The sequence below is a fragment of the Neorhizobium petrolearium genome (genome assembly GCF_017873175.1).
Lineage (GTDB): Bacteria > Pseudomonadota > Alphaproteobacteria > Rhizobiales > Rhizobiaceae > Neorhizobium > Neorhizobium petrolearium.
This window is the reverse complement of sequence record NZ_JAGGJW010000016.1, coordinates 94,659-117,207: the sequence shown is the minus strand read 5'-3', so window position 1 is coordinate 117,207 and position 22,549 is coordinate 94,659. Positions and strand designations below refer to the sequence as shown.

The window sequence follows — 22,549 nt, the reverse complement described above, 5'->3', positions numbered from 1 at the left end:
AGTTTGCGTGCTGCCTAATTCAAGCAACCGCTTAAATCCTGAGGTTGAATCAATTCGTCTGGCAAACCTGTCGCGGCTTGCGTCCGCCGTCATAGCTTTGCGCCAGACCGGCGAGGAGCAGATTGTCGGCGACACTTCGGCCATCGGTGAGCGTGACGTCGGCGACGATACGGCCGAAATATTTGTCCCCTGAAATGCGGGTGAGCTGAATTTGACGTGATGCTTCTGCGAGCATTTGCAGCGCATGCTGGGCGTCAAAGGCAATTCGGCGGAGCTTGGCGCATTTGGAACGGAGCTCCGGCGTGTCGATGCCGCGGATACGGACGTAGACTTCCATCTTCTGCTGCGGCCAGGGCTGCGCCTCGACAAGCAAGGTATCGCCATCGATCACGCGCAGAATTTCTGCGGCGACCGGTCCCGAAATCTCGTCACGCGCCTGTGCTTCGGTGTTGAGCACCGCGGCAAAACCGGCGAGAATCAGAAGCTTCTTGACCATGAAAGGAATAAATTCCGATATTCGGCCCAAGTCAATAGGAATATTTACTTATCATAAAGCGAGGTGCTTCCCAAACACAGCTGGCACCCTCCTGCGTTCCGCCCTAGAAGTCGATAGCGCGACCGTTGATCTCCCAGTCGCCGAAGCGGGCCGGATCCGCACCGCCGCGGCCGCCGATTTCTTTCGGCATCTCCGCATTGGCGGCAGCTTGCCGGCGTTCTTCAGCTTCCTTCAGGGCGCGTTGCGCCGCGGGGGATAGCGGTTTCCTAGCAGCGCTCTCTTCCTGTGTCTTGCCGATGTTGTCGTTGTCTGGATCTAGCATCTCTTCCATCACCGGATGGTTTATTGAAAACTGTGGTTGAATTGACCACATGATAGGACGTTCGCCGGCATGGTAAAACCCCTTGTAATACCGGCAACTGGAGAGATGACGATGAACATGATACGCACCGCCATGCTTCTGGCCTTCATGACGGCCCTGTTCATGGGGGTCGGATTTCTGATCGGTGGGCAGAGCGGTATGATGATCGCTCTGCTGATCGCTGCCGGCATGAACGTGTTTTCCTACTGGAATTCCGACAAGCTCGTACTTTCGGCCTATCACGCCAAGGAAGTCGATGCGCGCACCGCGCCGGAATTCTACACCATGATCCGCGATCTTGCGGCCAATGCCGGCCTGCCGATGCCAAAGGTCTATATCTACGACAATCCGCAGCCGAACGCTTTTGCGACCGGCCGTAACCCGCAGAATGCCGCCGTTGCCGCTTCGACCGGACTGCTCCAGCGTCTCACGCATGAAGAGGTCGCCGGTGTGATGGCGCACGAGCTCGCGCATATCCAGAACCGCGATACGCTGACCATGACGATCACCGCGACACTTGCCGGCGCGATCTCCATGCTCGGCAACTTCGCCTTCTTCTTCGGCGGCAATCGCGACAACAACAACCCGCTCGGATTCATCGGCGTGCTGGTGGCGATGATCGTCGCACCACTTGCGGCGATGCTCGTGCAGATGGCAATCAGCCGCACGCGCGAATATTCGGCCGACCGGCGCGGCGCGGAAATCTCCGGCAACCCGCTGTGGCTGGCCTCGGCGCTCGCCAAGATCGCCAATGCGGCACATGTGATCCCGAACTATGAAGCCGAGCGCAATCCGGCGACAGCTCATATGTTCATCATCAATCCGCTCTCGGGCGAGCGCATGGACAATCTGTTCTCGACCCACCCGAACACGGAAAACCGCATCGCCGCCCTGCAGCAGATGGCGGGCGAGTTCCGCCAGGCCACCTCGACGACCGGGTTCGGGACTGATAGACCGCAGCGCACCGCGCGCTCTGTACCGAATACCGGTTCAAATTCCGGCTGGGGCCGCGGCTCGGACGAACCGCGCAAAGGTCCCTGGTCTTGAACGACAAGAAGAAGAAAAAGAAGCCTTCCAAACCGCCGGAATACCGCAGAAAAATGGTCTCGCCTGCCGGGGGTGAAGGCCTTCCAAAGCCCGGATTGGAGGTTCGTGCCACGGCCGCCAAACTGCTGGCGGCCGTCGTCGATAAAAAGATATCGCTCGATGGCATGCTCGATCCGGTCCATGGCAATCCCACCTACCGGGCGCTTAATGACGCTGACCGGGCACTGACGCGGGCTATCCTGACCTCCGCGCTCCGCCATCTGCCCCGCATAGAAGCGGCGATCGCTTCCCTAATCGACAATCCCCTGCCGGAAGGCGCGCGTGCGCTTCATCACGTGCTCGTCGCGGCCGCCGCGCAGATTCTTTATCTCGATGTTCCCCCACACGCAGCGGTCGACCTCGCCGTCGAGCAGGCCAACCGCGACCCCCGTAACCGCCGTTTCGCCAAGCTGGTCAACGCGGTTCTGCGCCGGATGGTGCGGGAGAGGGAGGAGATGCTCTCGCAGATCGCCGAGGTTTCGCCCGTGCCACCCTGGTTCCGCGAGCGACTCGTCGTCGCCTATGGCGATGCAGAGGCCGAACGCATTGCGGAGGCGCAGCTCGTGCCGGCAGCAATCGACCTGACGGTGAAATCCGATCCCGAAGCCTGGGCGGAAAAACTCGGCGGCAAGGTCCTGCCGACCGGCAGCGTCCGGCTGGCCGCTTTTCAGGGGGCGGTGTCGGCGCTCGATGGGTTCGAAGAGGGAGCGTGGTGGGTGCAGGATGCGGCGGCGAGCATTCCCGCCAGACTGTTCGGCGATCTCAAGGGGAAAAAGGTGGTCGATCTCTGTGCGGCGCCGGGCGGCAAGACGGCGCAGCTGGTTCTTGCCGGCGCCCACGTCATGGCGGTCGAGCAGTCCGCCAACCGGCTTGTCCGGCTTGAGGAAAACCTGAAGCGGCTCGGGCTCAAGGCCGATCTGGTGGGTGGCGATCTGTTCGATTTTCGCCCGGAGGAACCGTTGGACGGCGTGCTGCTCGATGCTCCCTGTTCCTCCACTGGCACAACGCGCCGGCATCCGGACGTGCTCTGGACCAAGGGGCCTGAGGATGTCGCCAAGCTCGCCGCATTGCAGGAAAGGATGTTGCGCCACGCCGTCACGCTGGTGGAGCCGGGCGGCATTATCGTGTTCTCCAACTGCTCTCTCGATCCGTATGAGGGGGAGGAACTGGTGGCGCGCGTGCTCGGGGATCATCCGGACCTGCAGCGTTTGCCCGTAGATCCCAGGGACTGGCCAGGGCTTGGAGAGGCGATCTCGCCACTCGGCGAATTCCGCACCACGCCGGCCATGCTGCCAGGCGACGAGAATTTTGCGGGCGGCATGGACGGGTTCTTCGCGAGCGTGCTGCAGCGTCGGTAAGGCTTTATTCACCATGCAAGTACATTCTTTCGAATAATCTAAAATGATTCCCGCCGAATGGGCGGTGACAGAATTCCTGCGGAGTGTTCCAGATTGACGATGCGGATCGCGGATCGCCGGAGGCTTTTTTCCTACGGCATTCGGGAAATCTGGCGCCGCCTTTGCCGGCGGTCTGCCGGAATTCGTCTCGCTGTGACATCTTCTGCCCTTCAGGTGCCGGACAGGCTGATTGTCGCGCCAACGGATCTAAGGGCACTCGATTCTTTCGTGGCGGAAGAAATACTGGAAGATCGTTTCCCGCTGGCCGGGAGAATTCTCGAAACATTTGGTGAGTCGCCCTTTTCCATCGAGCTTCCGTCCCGCGCCTTTGCCGAGCGACTCCATTCCTTTGCCTGGCTCAGGCATATCCGTACCAACAAGACGGAAGCAACCTGCGCCCATGCACGGCAGATGGTGTCAGGCTGGATCGCATTGCATGGCCGACGTCCGAAAGGCATTGCCTGGGAGGCGAATGTCGCAGCAGAACGGGTGATCGCCTGGCTCTCCCATTCGACCGTAGTGCTGCAGGGAGCGGAGGCGGGATTCTACCGACGCTTCATGAGAAGCCTTGCCTATCAGGTCGGATACCTGAGGAAGATAGCCGGCTGCCTGCCGGAAGGCGAGACGCGGCTTAGGCTCAGGATCGCGCTTGCGATGGCTTCGGTTTCGATGCCGATGCGGGCCGCCCATATCCGTCGCGAGGGCATCCGGCTCGACCGCGAACTGGAGCGGCAGATCATGACGGATGGTGGCCACATATCGCGCAATCCCCGCGCGGTCCTCAATCTCCTGATTGATCTCCTGCCTCTTCGCCAGACTTATATCAACCTCGGCCACGATCTACCGCAGAAACTCATTCCGACAATTGACCGTATGTATCCGGCGCTTCGGTTCTTCCGGCATCAGGACGGTGACCTTGCGCTGTTCAATGGAGCGAGTTCGACGCCGGCTAGCGAGCTGATGTCGGTGCTGAGATATGACGAGACCGCAGGCAAGCCATTCAAGGCCCTGCCGCACATGAACTATCACCGGCTTTCGGTGGAAGGGACCACACTGATCGTCGATACAGGGCATTCGCTTTCCGCCGAACTTTCGCGCAGTGCGCATGCCGGCTGTCTTTCCTTCGAGATGTCAGCCGGTCGGCACCGCTTCATCGTTAACTGCGGGGCACCAAAATATGCCGGCCGGAGCTACCGGCAGGTCGCCAGGTCGACGGCTGCCCATTCGACCGTGACACTCAATGAGACCTCATCCACCCGCATCGTCCGCTCCAGGTTTGCCGGGCCGATCCTGCTCGGCGGTGTATCGGAGGTGGAGGTCGAACGGTGGGACGATATGCATGGCAACGACTGGCTGCGCGCTCGCCACAATGGCTATGTTCGTGAATTCGGCTATTTTCATGAACGTGAGATCGGCCTCAACGTCAAGGGCGACAAGATCAAAGGCCATGACCGGTTGTTCCTGCCGGAAGGTAAAGTGCCCGAAAACGGGCCATTCGCGGCCGTGGCACGTTTTCATATCCATCCGGCTATTGTGCTTTCCCGGCGCGATGAGGAAAGCGTCGTCATGCGGGCGCCGGATGGCGAGACCTGGATCTTTGCCGCCCCCGGTCTCGATGTCCTGATAGAGGAGGATATCTTCTTTGCAGATGTCTCCGGCGTCAGGCCGAGTCAGCAGCTCGTGATCGAATTTTCGCCACCGGAGACATCAGAAATCCGCTGGATGCTGAGGCGCGGAGATTAACACGCAGCGCGCTTCAATCTTCTGTTATTCTACCTGTCGTTATCCCGAAAGCGGCTCCCACTTCCGGGGGACATGGATTAGGCGTTTCCTCAGGGGCGAAGCTATGCTAACCGGCGGCCATCTTTTGATGGCGCCGGCTTTTGCGGCGCATTTTGAGGAGAGACCGATGGCCGTCGTTTCCAAGAAGATCCCCGCGCCTGACAGAGTCAAGATTCGTACCGCGCTGCTTTCGGTATCCGACAAGACCGGCATCGTCGAGCTTGCGCAGGCACTGGTCGCCCAGGGCGTGAAGCTCCTGTCGACGGGCGGAACGCACAAGGCGATCGCGGCCGCCGGCCTGCCGGTGAGGGACGTTTCGGAGGTCACAGGTTTTCCGGAAATCATGGACGGCCGCGTGAAAACGCTGCACCCGACTGTCCATGGCGGGCTGCTGGCCATTCGTGACGATGCGGAGCATGCGGCCGCGATGAGGGAGCATGGCATAGAAGGTATCGATCTCGCCGTCATCAACCTCTATCCGTTCGAGGAGGTGCGCGCCGCCGGCGGCGATTACCCGACGACGGTCGAGAATATCGATATCGGCGGCCCGGCGATGATCCGCGCGTCCGCCAAGAACCACGCCTATGTGACGATCGTCGTCGATCCATCCGACTATCCGGCGCTGATCGAGGCGCTGCGTACCAGCGAGGGCCAGACGGCCTACGCTTTCCGCCAGAAGCTGGCGGCCAAGGCCTATGCCCGTACCGCTGCCTATGACACGGCGATTTCCAACTGGTTCGCCGAGGCGCTCGACATCGAGATGCCGCGCTACCGGACGATCGGAGGCGTCCTGAAGGAAGAAATGCGCTATGGTGAGAACCCGCACCAGAACGCCGGCTTCTACGTGACCGGCGAGAACCGCCCAGGTGTCGCGACCGCCAAGCTCCTGCAGGGCAAGCAGCTTTCCTACAACAATATCAACGATACTGACGGCGCCTTCGAACTGATCGCGGAGTTCTTGCAGGGCAAAGGCCCCGCGTGTGCGATCATCAAGCACGCCAACCCCTGCGGCGTTGCGACCGGTCCGACGTTGAAGGACGCCTATCTGCGTGCACTGGCCTGCGATTCTACGTCCGCTTTCGGTGGCATCATCGCGCTCAACCAACTGCTCGACGGCGAGACGGCCGAAGAGATCGTCAAGCTGTTCACGGAAGTCATCATCGCGCCGGAAGTCTCGGAAGAGGCGAAAGCGGTGATCGCCAGGAAGCCGAACCTCCGCCTGCTGGTGACCGGCGGCCTGCCGGACCCGCGTTCGCGGGGCATCACGGCCAAGACCGTTTCCGGTGGTCTGCTCGTGCAGACGCGTGACAACGGCATGGTCGAGGACATTGATTTGCGCGTTGTCACCAAGCGGGCGCCGACGCCGGCCGAACTGGAAGACATGAAGTTCGCCTACAAGGTGGCAAAGCACGTGAAGTCCAATGCCATCGTCTATGCCAAGGACGGGCAGACGGCCGGCATCGGCGCCGGCCAGATGAGCCGGGTCGATTCCGCCCGCATCGCCGCCATCAAGGCGGAAGAGGCGGCTAGGGCCATGGGCTGGGCCGAGCCGATGACCAAGGGATCGGCTGTCGCATCCGAGGCCTTCTTCCCGTTCGCCGACGGCCTGCTGTCGGCGATCGCCGCCGGTGCCACGGCCGTCATCCAGCCGGGCGGTTCGATGCGGGACGAGGAGGTGATCGCCGCCGCCGACGAACACAATGTCGCGATGGTCTTCACCGGCATGCGGCATTTCCGGCACTGAGCACGAAGCTATTGAGCCGGACTCTTCTCAGGCCTGCCGGCCGGATATGGTGTGACCAGAAGCAGCGCCAGGCCGGCCGCCAGGAAGATTATCAGCGTCGACATGCCGAGCCGGGCGGAGCCGCTGGCATAGGTGGCCATCGAGAAGAAGAGCGTTGCCATGAAACTCGTGGCGCGGCCGGATAGCGCGTAAATGCCGAAATAGCGGCCCGCCTCCGACAGGCTGACGCTACGTGCAAGATAGGATCTTGACGAGGCCTGGACCGGGCCGAAAGCGATGCCGATCAGCAGCCCGAAGAGGATATAGGCTTTTTCCGCGGCGGTGCCGAACAGTCCGCCGCCGTCTTCCGTCGAGAGTGGAAGAAGTCCGAAGAAGACGAAGCCCGGGCCGGTGGAAATGATGCCGAGCGTCGCGATGATGAGCAATACCAGGCTGATGACCACAACGCCCTTGGATCCGAGGAAGCGATCCAGCCAGCCGGCTGCGATGCAGCTGAAGATCGCCACGACGTTGAGGATGATGCCGAAGATGCCGATCTCGATCGTCGCCCAGCCGAACATGCCGGCTGCAAACGTGCCGCCGAGAATGAGCAGGCCATTGACGCCATCCTGATACAGCATGCGCGCGACCAGGAACTTCGCGATGCCGGTCCGCCTTTTCAGCTCCCGCAAGGTGCCGCTGAGTTCGCGCAGGCCCGACCGGACGGCCTTGCCGAGCGGTACGCCCTTTCCCGCATCCGGGGTGAAGAGGAACATGGGCAGGATGAAGACAAGATACCAGAGGGCGGAAATAGGACCGGTAATCCGGGCATCCTCGCCGAGATGCGGGTCGAGGCCGAAGAGCGGCGGCATGCCGATCAACGTCACGCCGGTATCGGGGTTGGCAGCAAGCAGCGTCACGACCGCGATCAGCACGATCATGCCGCCGAGATAGCCGAGGCCCCAGGCAATGTTCGAAATCCTGCCGACCTCGTTTGCGGAGACCAGGCGCGGCATCATGGAATCGTTGAAAACGGTCGAGAATTCCGCGGCGATCGAGGCGAAGATCATGAAGGCGAGCGGCCAGATGATCGGCGAGCCGGGCGCGGCAAACCAGAGCAGGGCGACCGAGGTGATCTTGATGGCGGCGAAGAAGGCGATCCATGGCTTGCGGGGACCGGACTGGTCGGCGATCGAGCCCAGGACCGGTGAGAGAATGGCGATGACGATCGACGAGATCGTCGCCATGTTGCTCCAGGCGGCCTGTGCCGAAACCGGATCACTCGTCAGGCGCGAAACGAAATAGGGGCCAAAGACGAAGGTGGTGACAACCGTGAAGAACGGCTGCGCCGCCCAGTCAAAGAGCATCCAGCCCCAGATACCGCGCCGGTGGGGCTTCACCGGTGCGTCATCCATGTGAGAAACGCCATCTTTTCCCCCACGTCAGCCACCTCTCGCCACTCGCGCTACGCCACCGGGTGGTGTGCAAGATCGCTGAGCAGACCCGCCGCGACCATGATCTTGGGAAGCGTCAGATCACTGCTCTCGCTTAACACCACCAGTTCGGCGCCGATGCGGTTCACGTGCACGCGATCATTGCTCACCCAGGCTTCCAGCGGCTTCTTCTCTTTGGGATAAGCGCCCAGTGCGGCGATGACGATATCGCGTCGGGCCGCAGTGATCTGCTGCAGGCTGCGGGAAAGCGCCAGGCTTTCATAGTGGTCCGATGTGCCGATCCGGCTGCCGGCCGCGAGGAGCCGGTTGACACGGAAGGTCTCGGTTGCCGAAAAATAGCTTTCGGTGGCGCGCGCCATGGTCTCGCCGGTCCGGTCGGCGATCAGCATGATCTCGGGCACCAGGACAAGGATCGAAAGAAGCGTGACCTCCCGGGCGAGCGAAGCCGGAACGCCCTGGACTTCAAGCTCAGAGGCGCGAGCGGCCATTTCAACGGCCTCGGCGCCGTTGATCGAGGAGCGCAATCCTTTGATAGCAGCCTTGAGCCGGCTCATCGCCCCATCCATGTCACCCGTACCGACCTGTGTCTGAAGGATGAGCCGCGTGGCTTCCGCGAAGATTTCGCCGATCCGGGCGTAAAGATCGTTCTGCGTCTGGCCGGCAATCTTTCCGTCCAGCGCATCGATCTCGGCCCAAAGCTTCGGCAGGTCGAAACCGTCCCGCGCAAGGAAGGCGGCTTTCACGACATTCGCGGCCGTGGTCCCCGTCATGTCGCTCATCTGCTGTATGAAGCCCGGCCCGCCGCGGTTGATCGCTTCGTTGCCGAGCACGGTGGCGATGATCTCGCGATGCAGGCGGTGGTTTGCGATATCAGCCGCATGGGGCTTCTGCATCCTGGCCGGGAAATAGGCCTGCAGCACTGCGGCGAAATAGGGATCGTCCGGAAGGCTGCTTTCGACCAGCGCATCGAAAAGCACGATCTTCGCGTAGGATAGCAGCACGCCGATTTCCGGCCTGGTGAGCGGCCGGCCGGACAGATACCGTTCCGCGAGTTCGGCATCGTCCGGAAGGGTTTCCACCTTGCGGTTCAGGTGACCCTGGGCCTCCAGCACGGACATGAGGCGGGACAATTCCTCCCGATTGGCGAGCCCCTTCCGTTCCGCCAGCGAGATCGCCAGCGGCTGGAGATAGTTGTTGCGAAGGACGAGGCCGGCCACCTCGTCGGTCATCGAGGCCAGGAGGCGGTTGCGCTTGTCCCGCGTCAGGCGCCCGTCCTGCATGGCCGAATTCAGCGCAATCTTGATATTGACCTCGACGTCGGAGCAGTTGACGCCGGCGGAATTGTCGATCGCATCGGAATTGCAGCGGCCGCCGGCAAGCGAATAGGCAATGCGGCCCTTCTGGGTCATGCCGAGATTGGCACCCTCGCCGATCACTTTGGCGCGCACTTCGTCGGCCGCTATGCGGATCGGATCGTTGGTGCGGTCGCCCACTTCGGCGTCGGTCTCGAACGCAGCCTTGATGTAGGTACCGATGCCGCCGAACCAGAGCAGGTCGGCCGGGCTTTTCAGGATCGCCGTCATGATTTCGAAGGGCGTTGCGGCGGTCTTGTCGATGCCGATTGCCGCTGCCGCTTCCTTCGTCAGCTTTACCGACTTTTCCGCACGGGAAATGATCATCGCGCCTTCGGAGAGCGCCTTGCGGTCGTAATCCTGCCAGCTCGAGCGCGGCAATGCGAACAGGCGTTCCCGCTCGGCGAACGACTTTTCGGTATCCGGATCGGGGTCGATGAAGATGTCGCGGTGATCGAAGGCGGCAACGAGCCTGATCTTGCGCGACAGCAGCATGCCGTTGCCGAAGACATCGCCCGACATGTCGCCGACGCCGACGACGGTGAACGGCGTCGTCTGGATGTCGATGTCCTTCTCCCGGAAATGCCGTTTCACGGCCTCCCAGGCACCGCGGGCGGTGATGCCCATCTTCTTGTGATCGTAGCCTGCGGAACCGCCGGAGGCGAAGGCATCGTCCAGCCAGAAGCCGGCTTCCTGCGCCAGAGCATTGGCCGTGTCGGAGAAGGTCGCCGTGCCCTTGTCGGCCGCCACGACGAAATAGGGATCGTCGCCATCGATGCGGATCGTGTTTTCCGGGCCGGCCACGTCCGCACCGGTGATGTTGTCGGTGATCGAGAGGAGCGCGCGGATGAAGGTCTTGTAGGCCTCCTTCCCCGCATTGAAGATTTCCTCCCGCGAGCCGCCTGCAGGCAGCGCCTTTGGGAAAAAGCCGCCTTTCGCGCCGACCGGCACGATGACGGCGTTCTTCACCTGTTGCGCCTTCACGAGACCGAGAATTTCGGTGCGGTAGTCTTCGCCGCGGTCGGACCATCGGATGCCGCCGCGCGCCACCTTGCCGAAGCGCAGGTGTACGCCCTCCACTTCCGTGCCGTAGACGAAGATTTCCCGGAAGGGGCGCGGTTCCGGCAGACCGTCGAGCAGTTTCGGATCGAGCTTGAAGGCCAGCATCCGCTTTGGCGAGCCGTTGGCCTCACGCTGGAAGTAGTTAGTGCGCAGCGTCGCATCGACCGCGTTGACATACCGGCGGAATGTCCGGTCCTCGTCCAGGTTAGGCACGCTGGAAAGCGCCTCCTCGATCTCCGCATGGATATCCACGAGCTTCTTGACGCGGGTCTTTTCGGCAATCTTCGGATCGAAGCCGTCGCGGAAGAGGCGGAAGATGGCGGCGGAAATCGCCGGATATCTGGTGAGCGTGTCAGCGATATAGGCCTGCGAATAGACGATGCCGGCCTGACGCAGATATCTGGCATAGGCGCGCAAGACCGTGACTTCGCGGGCCGAAAGACCCGCGAGCAGGACGAGCCGATTGAAGCCATCGTTATCGATCAGCCCGTCGAAGGCGGACAGGAATGCTTCCTCGAGCAGCGGCCCCTCACGGGAAAGATCGACCGCGCGGGCGTTATTGAGCTGCAATTCCATGTCGTGCAGCACGACGAGCTTGCTTTCCGGCCCAACATGGATTTCGAACGTCTGCTCGCTGACGACATGGAATCCGAGGTTTTCCAGCAAAGGCACCCGGCGGGAGAGCGACAAATGCTGATCCTTGTGGAAGATCTTCAGCGAGACGGTGTTTGCGGCATCGTCCGGGCGGCGATAGAAGGCGATGCGGATCGTCTCACCGGCAGCGCATGCTGCGATATCGGGCAAGTCCGCGAAGGTTTCCTCGGGCGTGAAGGTTTCCTGGAAGGCCTGAGTGACGGAAAGACGCGGGCCTTCCTTTGCCAGCATCGCGAAACGTTCTTCCCAAGGCGTGGCAATCAGGCGGATCGCCTCTTCCAGCTTCACCTGGGCGATTCGTGGCGTCTTGCCGCCGCGCCGGCCGATGATGACGTGGACGCGCGCGACCCCGCCCTCCGGGAAGGCCGGATAATAGGCGGAGACGTGGCCGTCGTAGACATTGGCAAGGTAATCGCTCACCTTCTCGCGGACCAGCGAGTTATAGTCCTCGCGTGGCACATAGACGATGACGGATACGAAACGGTCGAAATGGTCGATGCGCGGCAGTATCCGGACGCGGGGGCGCTCACTCAATTCCATGATCTGCTCGCAGAATCTCGCAAGCAGGTCCGTATCGATCTGGAAAAGATCGTCGCGGGGATAGGATTCCAGCGTGTTTTCCAGCATGCGGCCGGAATGGCTGTCGGGGTCGAAGCCGAAATGCTCCTCGATCCGGGCCGCCTTGGCGCGCAGAAGCGGGATTTCGCGAACGGAGTGAGTGTAGGCAGTCGCCGTGAAAAGGCCGACCACGCGCAATTCGCCGACGACCTCGCCTTTTTCATCGAAGCGCTTGACGCCCACATAGTCCATATAGGCTCGTCGGTGGACGACCGATTTCACATTGGCCTTGGTGACGATGAGGAAATCCGGTCCGTCGAGGAATTCCAGGATTTCCGGCGTTGTCATCACCGCGTCCTTGCCCTGGCGCAGCACGAGAACGTCCGGATCGGAAAGGATGCCCAAGCCGCGGCCCTTGCCGCGTTCGAGCTTCGCTTCTGGGCCCTTGCCGGAATAGACGTATTCACGCATGCCGAGGAAGGTGAAATTGTCGTCGCGCAGCCAGTCAAGGAAGGCGAGCGCCTCCTCCCGATCAGATTTTTTACGGCTCGCGGAATTGTTGAGCTGCTTTGCTGCCCCCTCCAGTACCTCCAACATGGAGGCCCAATCGGTGATCGCCAGATGCACCTGGTCGAGGATGTGGCGGATACGCTCGGTGAGTGCCGTCGCCTGTTCCCGGTTCAGCGGCGCAATGTGGATCTGGATGAGGCTCACATGATGAGCCGGATTCCCGGGCTGCTCGCCGGAACGCAGAACTGGTTCTTTTCCCGGCTCCAAATTGAGGATCGGGTGGACCGCCATGAAGAGGTCGCGATGGGTCGCGGTCACCTCGCCCATGATCGAATCGAAGAGGAAGGGCATGTTCCGGTCAACGACGGTCAGCACCGAAACCGGCACGCCGTTCGGCTCAACGCCGGACAAGGCCTCCACCGTGATATCCGCCCGGATCCGTGTCCAGGCCTGCAACCGTTCGGCCGCATGTCTCGCCGAGCGGGTCAGCATTTCGGGCGTATAGTTTTCAAGATCGTCGTTGCTGGCCCGGCCAAAAAGAATGAACGGATCGAGATGCGGTCCCTTGCTTTCAGCAGCGATTTTGCGTGCGCTTTCGATCTGCTTTTCCCGCTTCGGATTCTGCCTGGCAGCCATGTCCCTCTCCCCTTTTCCGTTCAAAGATCGAATAAATTCATCTCATGTCATCATGCGGCAACGTGGCCGATCCATGTCAGTGCGCAACAGACCTTCCATTCTTCCGTGAAGCCTTGTTGACATAACCGGCCGAAGAAACCATCAACAGGGCCTCGAAGCGGGAAATCAGACCCATGGATACCAGCAATGCCGTCATCGTCATCTCCAGCCATGTCGTGCGGGGCTCGGTCGGCAACAGAGCCGCGGTCTTCGCATTGGAAACCCTCGGTTTTCCAGTTTGGGCCATGCCGACCATCGTCCTCCCCTGGCATCCGGGTCACGGGCCTTCCACGCGGCTGACCTTTCCCGAATCAGACTTCGACAAGGCTATAGGCGATCTCATCCGCGCGCCATGGCTCGGCGAGGTGAAGGCGGTGCTGACCGGCTATTTCGGCAATGCGGCCCAACCGCGCTCGGTTGCGCGGCTCATCCGCGCGCTGAAGGAGAGAAATCCCGACCTTCTCTATGTCTGCGATCCGGTCATGGGTGATCTCGGTGGACTCTATATCCCGCAGCCGACGGCGGAAGCGATCCGCGACGAGCTCATCCCGCTCGCGACAATCGCGACCCCGAACCGCTATGAGCTGGCCTGGCTTTCCGGTGCGCCGCTTGAAACCAACAACGCGATCATGGATGCGGCAGTCGCCCTCGGACCGCCTCGCATCCTGGTGACGTCGGCCGTGCCGATGATGGCGGGCGGGACGGGAAACCTCTATCTCACCGGAAAACATGCGCTGCTTGCTGAGCACCGACTGATCGACAATCCGCCGAACGGTCTCGGTGATCTCATGAGCGCACTTTTCTTGGGGCGAATCCTTGCAGGCATGGATGAGGAAAAAGCGCTGCAGCTTGCCACCGCCAGCGTTTTCGAGATTCTCGCTCGAACGGCCAAGCGCGGCGGCGACGAGCTGACGCTCGAAACGGATGCGTCGAGCCTTTCCTCGCCCATGGCCATGGTGCAAATGCGCCGGCTCGTGCATCCATTGCAACAGGTGAAGCGATAAGCCCGGCCAGTCTCGCAATTGTAGAATGGCCGTTGATCTTCGGCGAGCGGCACTATAATCCTTGGTACATGACGGACTTTCCAGACAGACTTCTGGCGGGCTATCGCAACTTCATGAACGGGCGCTATAGCGACGAACGCGATCGCTACCGGGCATTGGCGGAGACCGGGCAGAACCCCCACACCCTTGTCATCGCCTGTTGCGATTCACGTTCTGCTCCGGAGACCATCTTCGATTGTGGTCCCGGCGAACTCTTCGTCGTGCGCAACGTCGCCAACATGGTGCCGCCCTACGAGCCGGACCAGCAGTACCACGCGACGTCGGCTGCGCTTGAATATGCAGTCCAGGTGCTGAAGATCCGCAACATCCTGGTCATGGGCCACGGCCGCTGCGGTGGCATCCAGGCGGCGCTCGATCCTTCGGCCGAGCCGCTGTCGCCGGGCGATTTCATCGGCAAGTGGATGGGCCTCGTGCGGCCCGCGGCTGAACGGATCCAGAATAACGCGTTCATGACCCAGGCCGAACGCCAGACGGCGCTGGAACGGGTCTCGATCCGCAATTCCATCGCCAATCTGCAGACATTCCCTTTCGTGAAGAATCGCGGAGAAGAAGGCGGACTCAGCATTCATGGTGCCTGGTTCGATATTTCCACCGGGGAATTATGGGTGATGAACAGTAAGGGCGATTTTGTCCGCCCCGATCTCGACGAACCGCCGATCGAGGCCGAGCAAGCCTCGGCCTGAATCTTAGCGGGAGCTCGTCTGCAGGCCGTCGATCTGGCCGCCGATATAGGCGATCGCCCGCTGATAGACCGAGGCGGCATTCCAGCCCTGGATGGCGGCGAAATTCGGTTCCCCCGGTTGGTATCCGACACCTGCCCTCCAGCCATGACCGCGCAGGAAGTTGGCGGTTGAAGCAAGCGCGTCGGCGCGCGAGCGGACCATGTCGATACGGCCGTCGCCGTCACCGTCGGCGCCGTAACGGACGACGTTCAACGGCAGGAACTGGGTCTGCCCGATTTCTCCATGAGCGGCGCCGCGGGCAGAAATGCTCAGATCGCCGCGGGCGACGAGTTGGAGAGCGGCATAAAGCTGCTCAGTGAAATAGGCAGAGCGGCGGCAGTCATAGGCGAGCGTGGCGACCGCTGACAGGGTGTGCTGGTTGCCCATGAAGCTGCCAAAACCCGTTTCCATGCCCCAGATGGCGATCAGCGGACCGGCGGGCACGCCGTACCGGCGTTCGATCGAAGCGAAGAGTGAGGCATTGCCGGACCTCATGCTCTTGCCGCGGGAGATGATGGTCGCGCCACCACGCTTGCGCATGAATTCATCGAAGGAGAGCTTGAAGCTCTTCTGACCGCGGTCGGCGCGGATCGTTTCGCGATTGTAGGAGATGTTGGCGAACGCCCTTTCGACGACGGACGGGTTGACGCCGCTTGAGGGGGCAACCCGCTTGAAGTCTTCAGCCCAGCGGGCAAAACCAGAGGAGTCGTTGCCGCATTGAGGTGCGGCCAAGGCCGGAGTGACGCTCAGAAAACCAGTTGCGATCAGTCCTGCCAGTATAATCTTCTTCATTGCGGTTAGCCCGTCGTAAGCCGGAGCGCTCGGCTGCAAGCGCCCGGGAATATGTTATCGGCCTTATGGCGATGGTTGCAAATATTAGCAACTCACCCGCTCATGAATAGTTCGTGAAGTGTCTCGAATACGAGAAACTCCCGCCATATCTGGCAGGAGTTTCTATCGGAATATGCTTAATAAAGCTATCACCAATCAGGCGGCGGCCTTGCGAGGCTTGATCAGGCCGCGATTGACGAGCAACTCGGCGATCTGCACGGCATTCAGCGCGGCACCCTTGCGCAGGTTGTCGGAAACAACCCAGATGTTGAGACCGTTTTCAACTGTCGCGTCCTCGCGGATGCGGGAAATGTAGGTCGCATCCTCGCCAGCGCATTCGTAGGGCGTGACGTAGCCTCCGTTCTCGCGCTTGTCGACGACCAGGCAACCCGGGGCCTCACGCAGGATATCGCGGGCCTGGTCGGCGGTTATCTCGTTCTCGAACTCAATATTGACCGCTTCCGAATGACCGATGAAGACCGGAACACGCACGGCGGTGCAGGTCACCTTGATCTTCGGGTCGAGCATCTTCTTGGTTTCGGCGAGAACCTTCCATTCCTCCTTCGTATATCCGTCCTCCATGAAGACATCGATATGCGGAATGACGTTGAAGGCGATGCGCTTGGTGAACTTCTTCGTCTCGACCGGGTCGGCGACGAAGACGGCGCGGGTCTGGGAGAAGAGCTCGTCCATGCCTTCCTTGCCGGCGCCGGAGACGGACTGATAGGTCGAGACGACGACGCGCTTGATCTTGGCGAAGTCATGCAGCGGCTTCAGCGCCACGACGAGCTGGGCGGTCGAGCAGTTGGGGTTGGCGATAATGTTCTTCCTGGAGAAGCCATCGATCGCATCCGGGTTTACTTCAGGCACGATCAACGGCACTTCGGAGTCGTAGCGCCAGGCGGACGAGTTATCGATGACAACGCAGCCCTGCGCGCCGATCTTCGGCGACCACTTCTTGGAGACGTCGCCGCCAGCCGACATCAGGCAGATGTCGGTATCGGAGAAATCGTAATTCTCGAGATTGGAGACCTTCAGCGTCTTGTCGCCGAAGGAGACTTCCGTGCCCTGAGAGCGGGCGGAAGCCAGCGCCACGACTTCGTCAGCCGGGAAGCCCCGTTCCGCGAGGATGGACAGCATCTCCCTGCCGACATTGCCGGTTGCACCGGCGACTGCAATCTTGAAACCCATTTTGTGCTCTCTTTCTGTCTCTCCTCGATCCGGTGAGGGGGAAGCCGCGGGTGCATCCGCGGATTTCCTTGTCCCCGGCCTTGCCGGGGAGAGAGCGGCGGGCCTGAGACGTCAGACGGTTTTCGTCGTCGTTTTGGCCTTGGTTTTGGAGAAAGCGGAAAAACATGCCCGCTGCGCGGCGTCATCGGCCGGCAGTGCACAGTGAGCGATGTTGAATTCGCAGGCACGCATATGGTTGTTTTCCCGTTCGCGAAGCTGTTTAGAAGATTTTCGGGATGAGTCAAGCAAGCGTTTTGCCCAAGCTGCTTTTCGTCTATTCCGTTGTTTCTTCCATTTCCCGTTTCGGCGGGACACCGCGCGGCGGGAAGGGGGCGCTCTTCCAATTCGGGCGCGTCAGCAGAGGGATCGGTCGGCGCAAAACCGGCCAGCCGTCGGGCTCCTGCCGGAAAAACAATCCATGGCGGGCAAAGACGATCGCCATCGTGACCGAGAACCACGCGCCGAAGGAAAGGCCGGCGATCACGTCGCTTGGGTAATGAGCGCCAACGATGACACGGGAGAATCCAAGCCAAAGGCCCATGATCAGGAAGAGCAGGCGGTAGGGTGGTGCCAACAAGGCCATGGCCATCAGGAATGCGCCGACCGTCGTGGCATGGCCGGACGGAAAGCTTTCAAATCGGGCGCCGGAAAAGGGATTTAAGCCGTAGGCAGTCCACTCTTCATAAAGTCCAGGCCGTGCACGTCCGACGATGCGCTTCGCCAGGTTGACGAGGAGCCCCGAACCGGCGACCGAGACGAAAACATAAAACGCCATATGGCTGACGAGAATGGCCCGGAAACGTGCCTTCAGGGTTGGCGCCAGCCGGATGACGGCGAGGGCTTCGAAGAACAGGAGGGCGCTTGCAAAGAGGATCCAACCGGATTTGCCTAAGTCCGTGATGGTCCGGCCGATTGGCCGCAAGATATAGGGCGTATGGGCCGCATAGAAGCCAACCGGGGCATCGAGCAGGAAGAAGGCAATCAGAACCAGATTTATTACAATGAGCACATAAGGCCACCAGCGGGGCAGAGGCGGGCTTGAACGATAGCGATAACGGCGATGTCTCAGCTTTTTGATTGTCCGCTTCATTAACCTCTATCCGTGGACAGGTTCATTCCTGTTTTCTCGCAGGTGCCCGATATGGGGTGCCGAAAGGGTAAAAACCAGTCGTTGAGGCCGGTCCCTTCCACCTCAGGATGGAAGGGGCCGGCGAATGGATCAAGCAGAGAGGTTCGCGAATTCCTTGAGAATTGCATCGCCCATTTCGGACGTGCCGACCTTGCGGCAGCCTTCGGCCATGATATCGCCAGTACGGATGCCCTCGTCGAGTACGTTTGCGATCGCCTTTTCCAGATTGTCGGCTTCCTTCACCATATTGAAGGAGTAGCGCAGGCACATGGCGAAGGAGGCGATCATGGCGATCGGATTGGCGATACCCTTGCCGGCGATGTCGGGCGCGGAGCCATGCACCGGCTCGTAGAGAGCCTTGCGCTTGCCGGTTTTGGCATCCGGCGCGCCGAGCGAGGCGGAAGGCAGCATGCCGAGCGAGCCGGTCAGCATGGCGGCGACGTCGGACAGCATGTCGCCGAAAAGGTTGTCCGTGACGATCACGTCGAACTGCTTCGGCCGGCGCACGAGTTGCATGCCGCCGGCATCCGCCAGCATGTGCTCGAGCTTCACGTCGGAATAGGAGCGCTTGTGTGTCTCGGTCACGACCTGGTTCCAGAGCACGCCCGACTTCATGACATTGCGCTTTTCCATTGAGCAGACGGCGTTCTGCCGTGTGCGGGCAAGCTCGAAGGCGACGCTGGCGATGCGCTCGATCTCGTAGGTATCGTAGACCTGCGTGTCGATGCCGCGCTTCTGGCCGTTGCCGAGATCGATGATTTCTTTCGGCTCGCCGAAATAGACACCGCCGGTGAGTTCACGGACGATCAGGATGTCGAGGCCTTCCACCAGTTCCGGTTTCAGCGAAGAAGCGGAGGCAAGCGCCGGATAGCAGATCGCGGGGCGCAGATTGGCGAAGAGTTCCAGATCCTTGCGCAGGCGTAGCAGGCCCGCTTCCGGGCGCACTTCATAAGGAACGTGATCCCATTTCGGTCCGCCGACGGCGCCGAAAAGCACCGCGTCCGCCTTCATGGCCTTGGCCATATCCTCTTCGGAGATCGCGGCGCCATGGGCATCGTAGGCGCAGCCGCCGACCAGGCCCTCATCAAGCACGAAATCGGCTTTCATGGCGCTGTTCATATAGTCGATGATCTTGCGGACTTCGCCCATGGCCTCGGGGCCAATGCCGTCGCCGGGAAGAAGGAAGAGGTTCTTTGCCATATCTGATGATGTCCTTGCGGGTTTTGCAGGCTCGTTCGTGCTCCCGCGCGGGGCTTTTTGCCTGCGCCTGGCTGAACCTCGTCCGAGCCTGCCGAAGGACGAGGCCGGAAAAGTGGTTACGAACTGCCGGCGCCGATGCGGGCCGTCACCTCGATTTCGATCTTCATTTCCGGTGTCGTGAGGCCGCAGATGACCATGGTCGCTGCCGGGCGGACTTCGGAAAAAGTTGCACCGAGCACTTCGACCACGGCATCGTAATCAGCCATGTCCGTGAGATAATACCGCACCCGCACGATATCCTGCAGGCCGCTGCCGGCCTCCTTCAGAGCCTTTTCGATGGTGCCGAGCGCGTTTCGCGTCTGATGCGAAACGTCATCCGGCATTTCCATCTTCGCATAGTCGTAGCCGGTGGTGCCGGAAACATAGACCATGTCCTGGTCCACCACGGCACGCGAATAGCCGATCCGCGCTTCGAAGGGCGATCCGGAGGAAATTCGCTTGACCATGGGATGCGCTCCGGAAATCAGAGCCAGGGGCGCTCGGCGCGGTTCCTGTTCTCGAAACTGCTGATTGCCGCGTCGCTCTTCAGCGTCGAAGCGATGTCGTCGAGGCCTTCGAGCATGATGTGACGGCGGCCGGGGTCGATATCGAAATGGATCGAACCGCCATCCGGTCCGGTGATCTCCTGGGCTTCCAGGTCGACCGAGAGAATCGCATTCGAGCCGCGTTCGGCGTCGTCCATCAGCTTTTCCAGATCTTCCGGGCTGACGACGATCGGCAGGATGCCGTTCTTGAAACAGTTATTGTAGAAGATGTCGGCAAAGCTCGTCGAAATCACGCAGCGGATGCCGAAATCGAGAAGCGCCCAAGGGGCATGCTCGCGGGATGAGCCGCAACCAAAATTGTCACCGGCAACCAGGATCTTGGTATTCCTGTAGGCGGGCTTGTTGAGCACAAAATCTGCGTTTTCGGTGCCGTCTTCGTTGTAACGGGCTTCCGCGAAAAGACCCTTACCGAGACCGGTGCGCTTGATCGTCTTGAGGTAATCCTTCGGAATGATCATGTCCGTGTCGATATTGACGACCGGAAGCGGCGCTGCGACGCCGGTGAGCTTGGTGAACTTTTCCATGATCTGCCTCCACGTGGGACTACATCTGCGGAAGCTGCCATAAAGCAAATCTGCGTGGATTTGAAGGCCTGTTTGCCTTCAACCGGTACGCCAATGAGGCTGAGACCGGTCTATTTATGGCTTTCAGGGATCAAAGGTCGATGATCGTGCCGCGGCCGTCATTCCAGACGCGCATTTCGCGCTTGCTGGCCTTCGCGCGTACCGGAACCGGCTTCAGCCGCGCCGAAAGCGCCCGTCCAAGGGAAAGAACCGCGAGGATGCCGACAAAGGCAACAGTCAGAGAAGCTGTCAGAAGCGCTGCCATGGCAAGCACGGCAATTGCCGATACGATGACAAAGAATGCGCGGATGTTTTGCATGGTCCAAACCTTTCTTATCGAAGAATGTGGGCCCTTCCGCCCTTTCTTGCAAGAGGTCTTGCATGGAACGGTATTGCCGCAGACTTAAAAGATTGGCACAAAGTCGTGATGACCGCCTTGACCGACATCAATTCTGCTCCCGCTCGTCTTCGCCGCTCTGTCCTGAGCGTGCCGGCCGGTAATGCAAGGGCATTGGAAAAGGTCCATGGTCTCGATTGCGATGCGGTGATCTTCGACCTGGAAGATTCCGTGGCGCCGGAGAAGAAGATCGAGGCTCGCGACAATCTGCGCCGATTGTTCAGGGAAAGGCCGCTGCGAAATCGGGAAACTATCATCCGCATCAACCCTCTCGAAACCGAGTTCGGCAGAGCCGACATGGATCTCGTGGTCGAGATCTCGCCAGAAGTGGTGCTGGTTCCCAAGGTGGAGCGGGTTTCTGAGATGCAAGCGATCGCGGATATCCTGTCTGAGACCGGTGCCCCGGACGAGCTTGCCATATGGGCGATGATCGAGACGCCGAAAGGTGTTCTGAACGCGGCGGCGATTGCCGGGGCGGATGAACGGCTCCGATGTTTCGTCGTCGGCCTCAACGACCTGCGCAAGGGAACCGGTGTCCTGTCGCAGCCCGGCCGTGCCTACCTCGTGCCCTGGTTGATGCAGGTGGTGCTTGTCGGACGGGCTTATGGCATCGACGTGATCGACAGCGTCTTCAACGATTTCAAGGATGCGGAAGCTTTCGATGCGGAATGCGCCCAAGGTCGTGCCATGGGTTTTTCCGGCAAGATGCTGATCCATCCGGCCCAGATCGAACCTGCTAACCGGCATTTCGGTCCCGACCCGCGGGCGGTGGAAGAGGCTGAAGCGGTGATTGCCGCTTTCTCCCGGCCGGAAGCCCAACATCTCAACGTCATCAATCTGAACGGCAAGATGGTCGAGCGTCTCCATCTGGCGGAGGCTGAAAAGCTTGTTGCCAAGACGCGGATCATTGCCGAACGAAAGAAATCCTCATGAAACTCTACCGCTTCCTCACCGGTCCTGACGACTCTTCTTTCTGCCACAAGGTGACAGTTGCGCTGAACAAGGGTTGGGAGCTTCATGGTTCCCCGACCCATGCCTTCAATGCCACGACCGGCGAGATGCAGTGCGGCCAGGCGGTCATCAAGACCGTTCATGGCAAGGATTATGATCCGGACATGAAACTTGGCGAGCAATAAAAGCTCTGTCGATTGACCTTAGCGCTGGGCGGCGTCTTCGGCGCTGGCCTCGATGCGTTCCATGTCGGCGTCGCTCAAGCCGAAGTGATGACCGATTTCGTGGATCAGCACATGGGTGATGATGTCGCCCAGCGTCTCATCGTTTTCGGCCCAGTAATCGAGGATCGGCCGGCGATAGAGCCGGATGCGGTTCGGCAGTTCGCCCGTTTCCATGTTGAAGCGCTCGGAAATGCCGCGACCTTCGAACAGACCGAGCAGGTCGAAGGGTGTTTCGAGCGCCATATCCTCGAACACCTCATCGTCCGGAAAATCCTCGATCTCGATGATCAGGTTGGTGGTAAGAGCCCGGAATTCCTCTGGCAAGTGACCATAGGCCTCGATCGCCAGCGACTCGAACGAGTTGATCGTCGGCGCGTGGCGATCCCGCCAATCGTCGGTCTGGTCGATACGGGCCATGAGTTCTCCTTCTGATGAGGCCCATATAGTGCCTTCGACGATATTTTTCGAGAGAAGAATCATTGGCCTACCACCAGAGGAAAAGATTCCTGCCATTTGGTTGTTG

20 protein-coding genes are annotated in these 22,549 nt (G+C 60.6%); 8 read left to right on the top strand and 12 right to left on the bottom strand.

Translation table 11 applies throughout. The features are described from left to right. Nucleotides 1-49: 49 nt before the first annotated feature. Nucleotides 50-496 (bottom strand): thermonuclease family protein, encoded by a 447-nt coding sequence (locus tag J2046_RS26740; RefSeq protein ID WP_210057006.1) that lies wholly within the window; start codon nucleotides 494-496, stop codon nucleotides 50-52. Nucleotides 497-599: 103 nt separating this feature from the next. After that, complete coding sequence (locus J2046_RS26735; protein ID WP_210057005.1) at nucleotides 600-818, bottom strand: DUF1674 domain-containing protein; 219 nt, start codon at nucleotides 816-818, stop codon at nucleotides 600-602. 111 nt (nucleotides 819-929) lie between these two features. On the opposite strand from J2046_RS26735, the gene htpX reads away from it, so the two are divergent. The 4 genes from htpX to purH all read left to right on the top strand — a co-directional run bounded on the left by htpX (nucleotide 930) and on the right by purH (nucleotide 6,866). Then, the gene (gene htpX / locus J2046_RS26730) at nucleotides 930-1,904 is read left to right on the top strand and encodes a zinc metalloprotease HtpX (protein WP_210057004.1); all 975 of its coding nucleotides are present in this window, start codon (nucleotides 930-932) and stop codon (nucleotides 1,902-1,904) included. A 53-nt stretch (nucleotides 1,905-1,957) separates the two neighbouring features. Then, a complete protein-coding gene (locus J2046_RS26725; RefSeq protein WP_210057137.1) occupies nucleotides 1,958-3,301 on the top strand; it encodes an RsmB/NOP family class I SAM-dependent RNA methyltransferase in 1,344 nt (447 codons plus the stop codon). Nucleotides 3,302-3,400: 99 nt separating this feature from the next. Next, nucleotides 3,401-5,083 carry a heparinase II/III family protein gene (locus tag J2046_RS26720; RefSeq protein WP_210057135.1) on the top strand — a complete coding sequence of 561 codons (1,683 nt, stop codon included), beginning with the start codon at nucleotides 3,401-3,403 and terminating at the stop codon, nucleotides 5,081-5,083. A 166-nt stretch (nucleotides 5,084-5,249) separates the two neighbouring features. Continuing rightward, entirely contained in the window at nucleotides 5,250-6,866 is a 1,617-nt protein-coding gene (purH, locus tag J2046_RS26715) for a bifunctional phosphoribosylaminoimidazolecarboxamide formyltransferase/IMP cyclohydrolase (protein ID WP_210057003.1), read from the top strand. Nucleotides 6,867-6,874: 8 nt separating this feature from the next. On the opposite strand, the gene J2046_RS26710 is transcribed toward purH, so the two are convergent. Together J2046_RS26710 and J2046_RS26705 are read right to left on the bottom strand one after the other, a co-directional pair. Then, nucleotides 6,875-8,260 carry an MFS transporter gene (locus tag J2046_RS26710; protein ID WP_210057002.1) on the bottom strand — a complete coding sequence of 462 codons (1,386 nt, stop codon included), beginning with the start codon at nucleotides 8,258-8,260 and terminating at the stop codon, nucleotides 6,875-6,877. A 50-nt stretch (nucleotides 8,261-8,310) separates the two neighbouring features. After that, nucleotides 8,311-13,071 (bottom strand): NAD-glutamate dehydrogenase, encoded by a 4,761-nt coding sequence (locus tag J2046_RS26705; RefSeq protein ID WP_210057001.1) that lies wholly within the window; start codon nucleotides 13,069-13,071, stop codon nucleotides 8,311-8,313. 173 nt (nucleotides 13,072-13,244) lie between these two features. Between J2046_RS26705 and pdxY the strand changes: the two genes are divergently transcribed. Continuing rightward, a complete protein-coding gene (gene pdxY, locus J2046_RS26700) occupies nucleotides 13,245-14,114 on the top strand; it encodes a pyridoxal kinase PdxY (protein ID WP_210057000.1) in 870 nt (289 codons plus the stop codon). 68 nt (nucleotides 14,115-14,182) lie between these two features. After that, nucleotides 14,183-14,857: a carbonic anhydrase gene (locus J2046_RS26695; protein ID WP_210056998.1), complete on the top strand. Its 675-nt coding sequence runs from the start codon at nucleotides 14,183-14,185 to the stop codon at nucleotides 14,855-14,857. A gap of 3 nt (nucleotides 14,858-14,860) precedes the next feature. Here J2046_RS26695 and J2046_RS26690 read toward each other — a convergent pair whose 3' ends face one another. The 7 genes from J2046_RS26690 to J2046_RS26660 all read right to left on the bottom strand — a co-directional run bounded on the left by J2046_RS26690 (nucleotide 14,861) and on the right by J2046_RS26660 (nucleotide 20,773). Continuing rightward, complete coding sequence (locus tag J2046_RS26690; RefSeq protein WP_210056996.1) at nucleotides 14,861-15,688, bottom strand: lytic murein transglycosylase; 828 nt, start codon at nucleotides 15,686-15,688, stop codon at nucleotides 14,861-14,863. Between the two features lie 195 nt (nucleotides 15,689-15,883). After that, on the bottom strand, nucleotides 15,884-16,918 hold the full coding sequence (locus J2046_RS26685) for an aspartate-semialdehyde dehydrogenase (RefSeq protein WP_210056995.1): 1,035 nt from the start codon (nucleotides 16,916-16,918) through the stop codon (nucleotides 15,884-15,886). Nucleotides 16,919-17,231: 313 nt separating this feature from the next. Continuing rightward, nucleotides 17,232-17,966: a phosphatase PAP2 family protein gene (locus J2046_RS26680; protein ID WP_325169792.1), complete on the bottom strand. Its 735-nt coding sequence runs from the start codon at nucleotides 17,964-17,966 to the stop codon at nucleotides 17,232-17,234. 210 nt (nucleotides 17,967-18,176) lie between these two features. Further along, the gene (gene leuB / locus J2046_RS26675; protein WP_210056993.1) at nucleotides 18,177-19,286 is read right to left on the bottom strand and encodes a 3-isopropylmalate dehydrogenase; all 1,110 of its coding nucleotides are present in this window, start codon (nucleotides 19,284-19,286) and stop codon (nucleotides 18,177-18,179) included. Between the two features lie 116 nt (nucleotides 19,287-19,402). Then, the gene (locus tag J2046_RS26670; protein WP_210056992.1) at nucleotides 19,403-19,792 is read right to left on the bottom strand and encodes a RidA family protein; all 390 of its coding nucleotides are present in this window, start codon (nucleotides 19,790-19,792) and stop codon (nucleotides 19,403-19,405) included. A 17-nt stretch (nucleotides 19,793-19,809) separates the two neighbouring features. Then, nucleotides 19,810-20,415: a 3-isopropylmalate dehydratase small subunit gene (gene leuD / locus J2046_RS26665; RefSeq protein ID WP_210056991.1), complete on the bottom strand. Its 606-nt coding sequence runs from the start codon at nucleotides 20,413-20,415 to the stop codon at nucleotides 19,810-19,812. Between the two features lie 130 nt (nucleotides 20,416-20,545). After that, on the bottom strand, nucleotides 20,546-20,773 hold the full coding sequence (locus tag J2046_RS26660) for a hypothetical protein (protein ID WP_037154090.1): 228 nt from the start codon (nucleotides 20,771-20,773) through the stop codon (nucleotides 20,546-20,548). A gap of 108 nt (nucleotides 20,774-20,881) precedes the next feature. Here J2046_RS26660 and J2046_RS26655 point away from each other — a divergent pair, with 108 nt between their 5' ends. Next, nucleotides 20,882-21,784, top strand: a complete 903-nt coding sequence (locus J2046_RS26655; protein WP_210056990.1) for an HpcH/HpaI aldolase/citrate lyase family protein — start codon at nucleotides 20,882-20,884, stop codon at nucleotides 21,782-21,784. Further along, nucleotides 21,781-21,987 carry a DUF1737 domain-containing protein gene (locus tag J2046_RS26650; RefSeq protein ID WP_210056989.1) on the top strand — a complete coding sequence of 69 codons (207 nt, stop codon included), beginning with the start codon at nucleotides 21,781-21,783 and terminating at the stop codon, nucleotides 21,985-21,987. Before J2046_RS26655 ends, J2046_RS26650 begins: the two co-directional genes overlap by 4 nt. Nucleotides 21,988-22,005: 18 nt before the next feature. On the opposite strand, the gene J2046_RS26645 is transcribed toward J2046_RS26650, so the two are convergent. Beyond that, entirely contained in the window at nucleotides 22,006-22,443 is a 438-nt protein-coding gene (locus tag J2046_RS26645) for a metallopeptidase family protein (protein ID WP_210056987.1), read from the bottom strand. Nucleotides 22,444-22,549: the final 106 nt, after the last annotated feature.

Coding starts and splice junctions, on each gene's coding strand:
- J2046_RS26695 (WP_210056998.1), top strand. CDS start 14,183: ATGACGGACTTTCCAGACAGACTTCTGGCGGGCTATCGCAACTTCATG.
- J2046_RS26670 (WP_210056992.1), bottom strand. CDS start 19,792: ATGGTCAAGCGAATTTCCTCCGGATCGCCCTTCGAAGCGCGGATCGGC.
- leuD (WP_210056991.1), bottom strand. CDS start 20,415: ATGGAAAAGTTCACCAAGCTCACCGGCGTCGCAGCGCCGCTTCCGGTC.
- purH (WP_210057003.1), top strand. CDS start 5,250: ATGGCCGTCGTTTCCAAGAAGATCCCCGCGCCTGACAGAGTCAAGATT.
- leuB (WP_210056993.1), bottom strand. CDS start 19,286: ATGGCAAAGAACCTCTTCCTTCTTCCCGGCGACGGCATTGGCCCCGAG.
- J2046_RS26725 (WP_210057137.1), top strand. CDS start 1,958: ATGGTCTCGCCTGCCGGGGGTGAAGGCCTTCCAAAGCCCGGATTGGAG.
- J2046_RS26650 (WP_210056989.1), top strand. CDS start 21,781: ATGAAACTCTACCGCTTCCTCACCGGTCCTGACGACTCTTCTTTCTGC.
- J2046_RS26710 (WP_210057002.1), bottom strand. CDS start 8,260: ATGGATGACGCACCGGTGAAGCCCCACCGGCGCGGTATCTGGGGCTGG.
- J2046_RS26685 (WP_210056995.1), bottom strand. CDS start 16,918: ATGGGTTTCAAGATTGCAGTCGCCGGTGCAACCGGCAATGTCGGCAGG.
- J2046_RS26735 (WP_210057005.1), bottom strand. CDS start 818: ATGCTAGATCCAGACAACGACAACATCGGCAAGACACAGGAAGAGAGC.
- J2046_RS26660 (WP_037154090.1), bottom strand. CDS start 20,773: ATGCAAAACATCCGCGCATTCTTTGTCATCGTATCGGCAATTGCCGTG.
- J2046_RS26705 (WP_210057001.1), bottom strand. CDS start 13,071: ATGGCTGCCAGGCAGAATCCGAAGCGGGAAAAGCAGATCGAAAGCGCA.
- J2046_RS26740 (WP_210057006.1), bottom strand. CDS start 496: ATGGTCAAGAAGCTTCTGATTCTCGCCGGTTTTGCCGCGGTGCTCAAC.
- pdxY (WP_210057000.1), top strand. CDS start 13,245: ATGGATACCAGCAATGCCGTCATCGTCATCTCCAGCCATGTCGTGCGG.
- J2046_RS26655 (WP_210056990.1), top strand. CDS start 20,882: ATGACCGCCTTGACCGACATCAATTCTGCTCCCGCTCGTCTTCGCCGC.
- J2046_RS26645 (WP_210056987.1), bottom strand. CDS start 22,443: ATGGCCCGTATCGACCAGACCGACGATTGGCGGGATCGCCACGCGCCG.
- J2046_RS26690 (WP_210056996.1), bottom strand. CDS start 15,688: ATGAAGAAGATTATACTGGCAGGACTGATCGCAACTGGTTTTCTGAGC.
- J2046_RS26720 (WP_210057135.1), top strand. CDS start 3,401: ATGCGGATCGCGGATCGCCGGAGGCTTTTTTCCTACGGCATTCGGGAA.
- htpX (WP_210057004.1), top strand. CDS start 930: ATGAACATGATACGCACCGCCATGCTTCTGGCCTTCATGACGGCCCTG.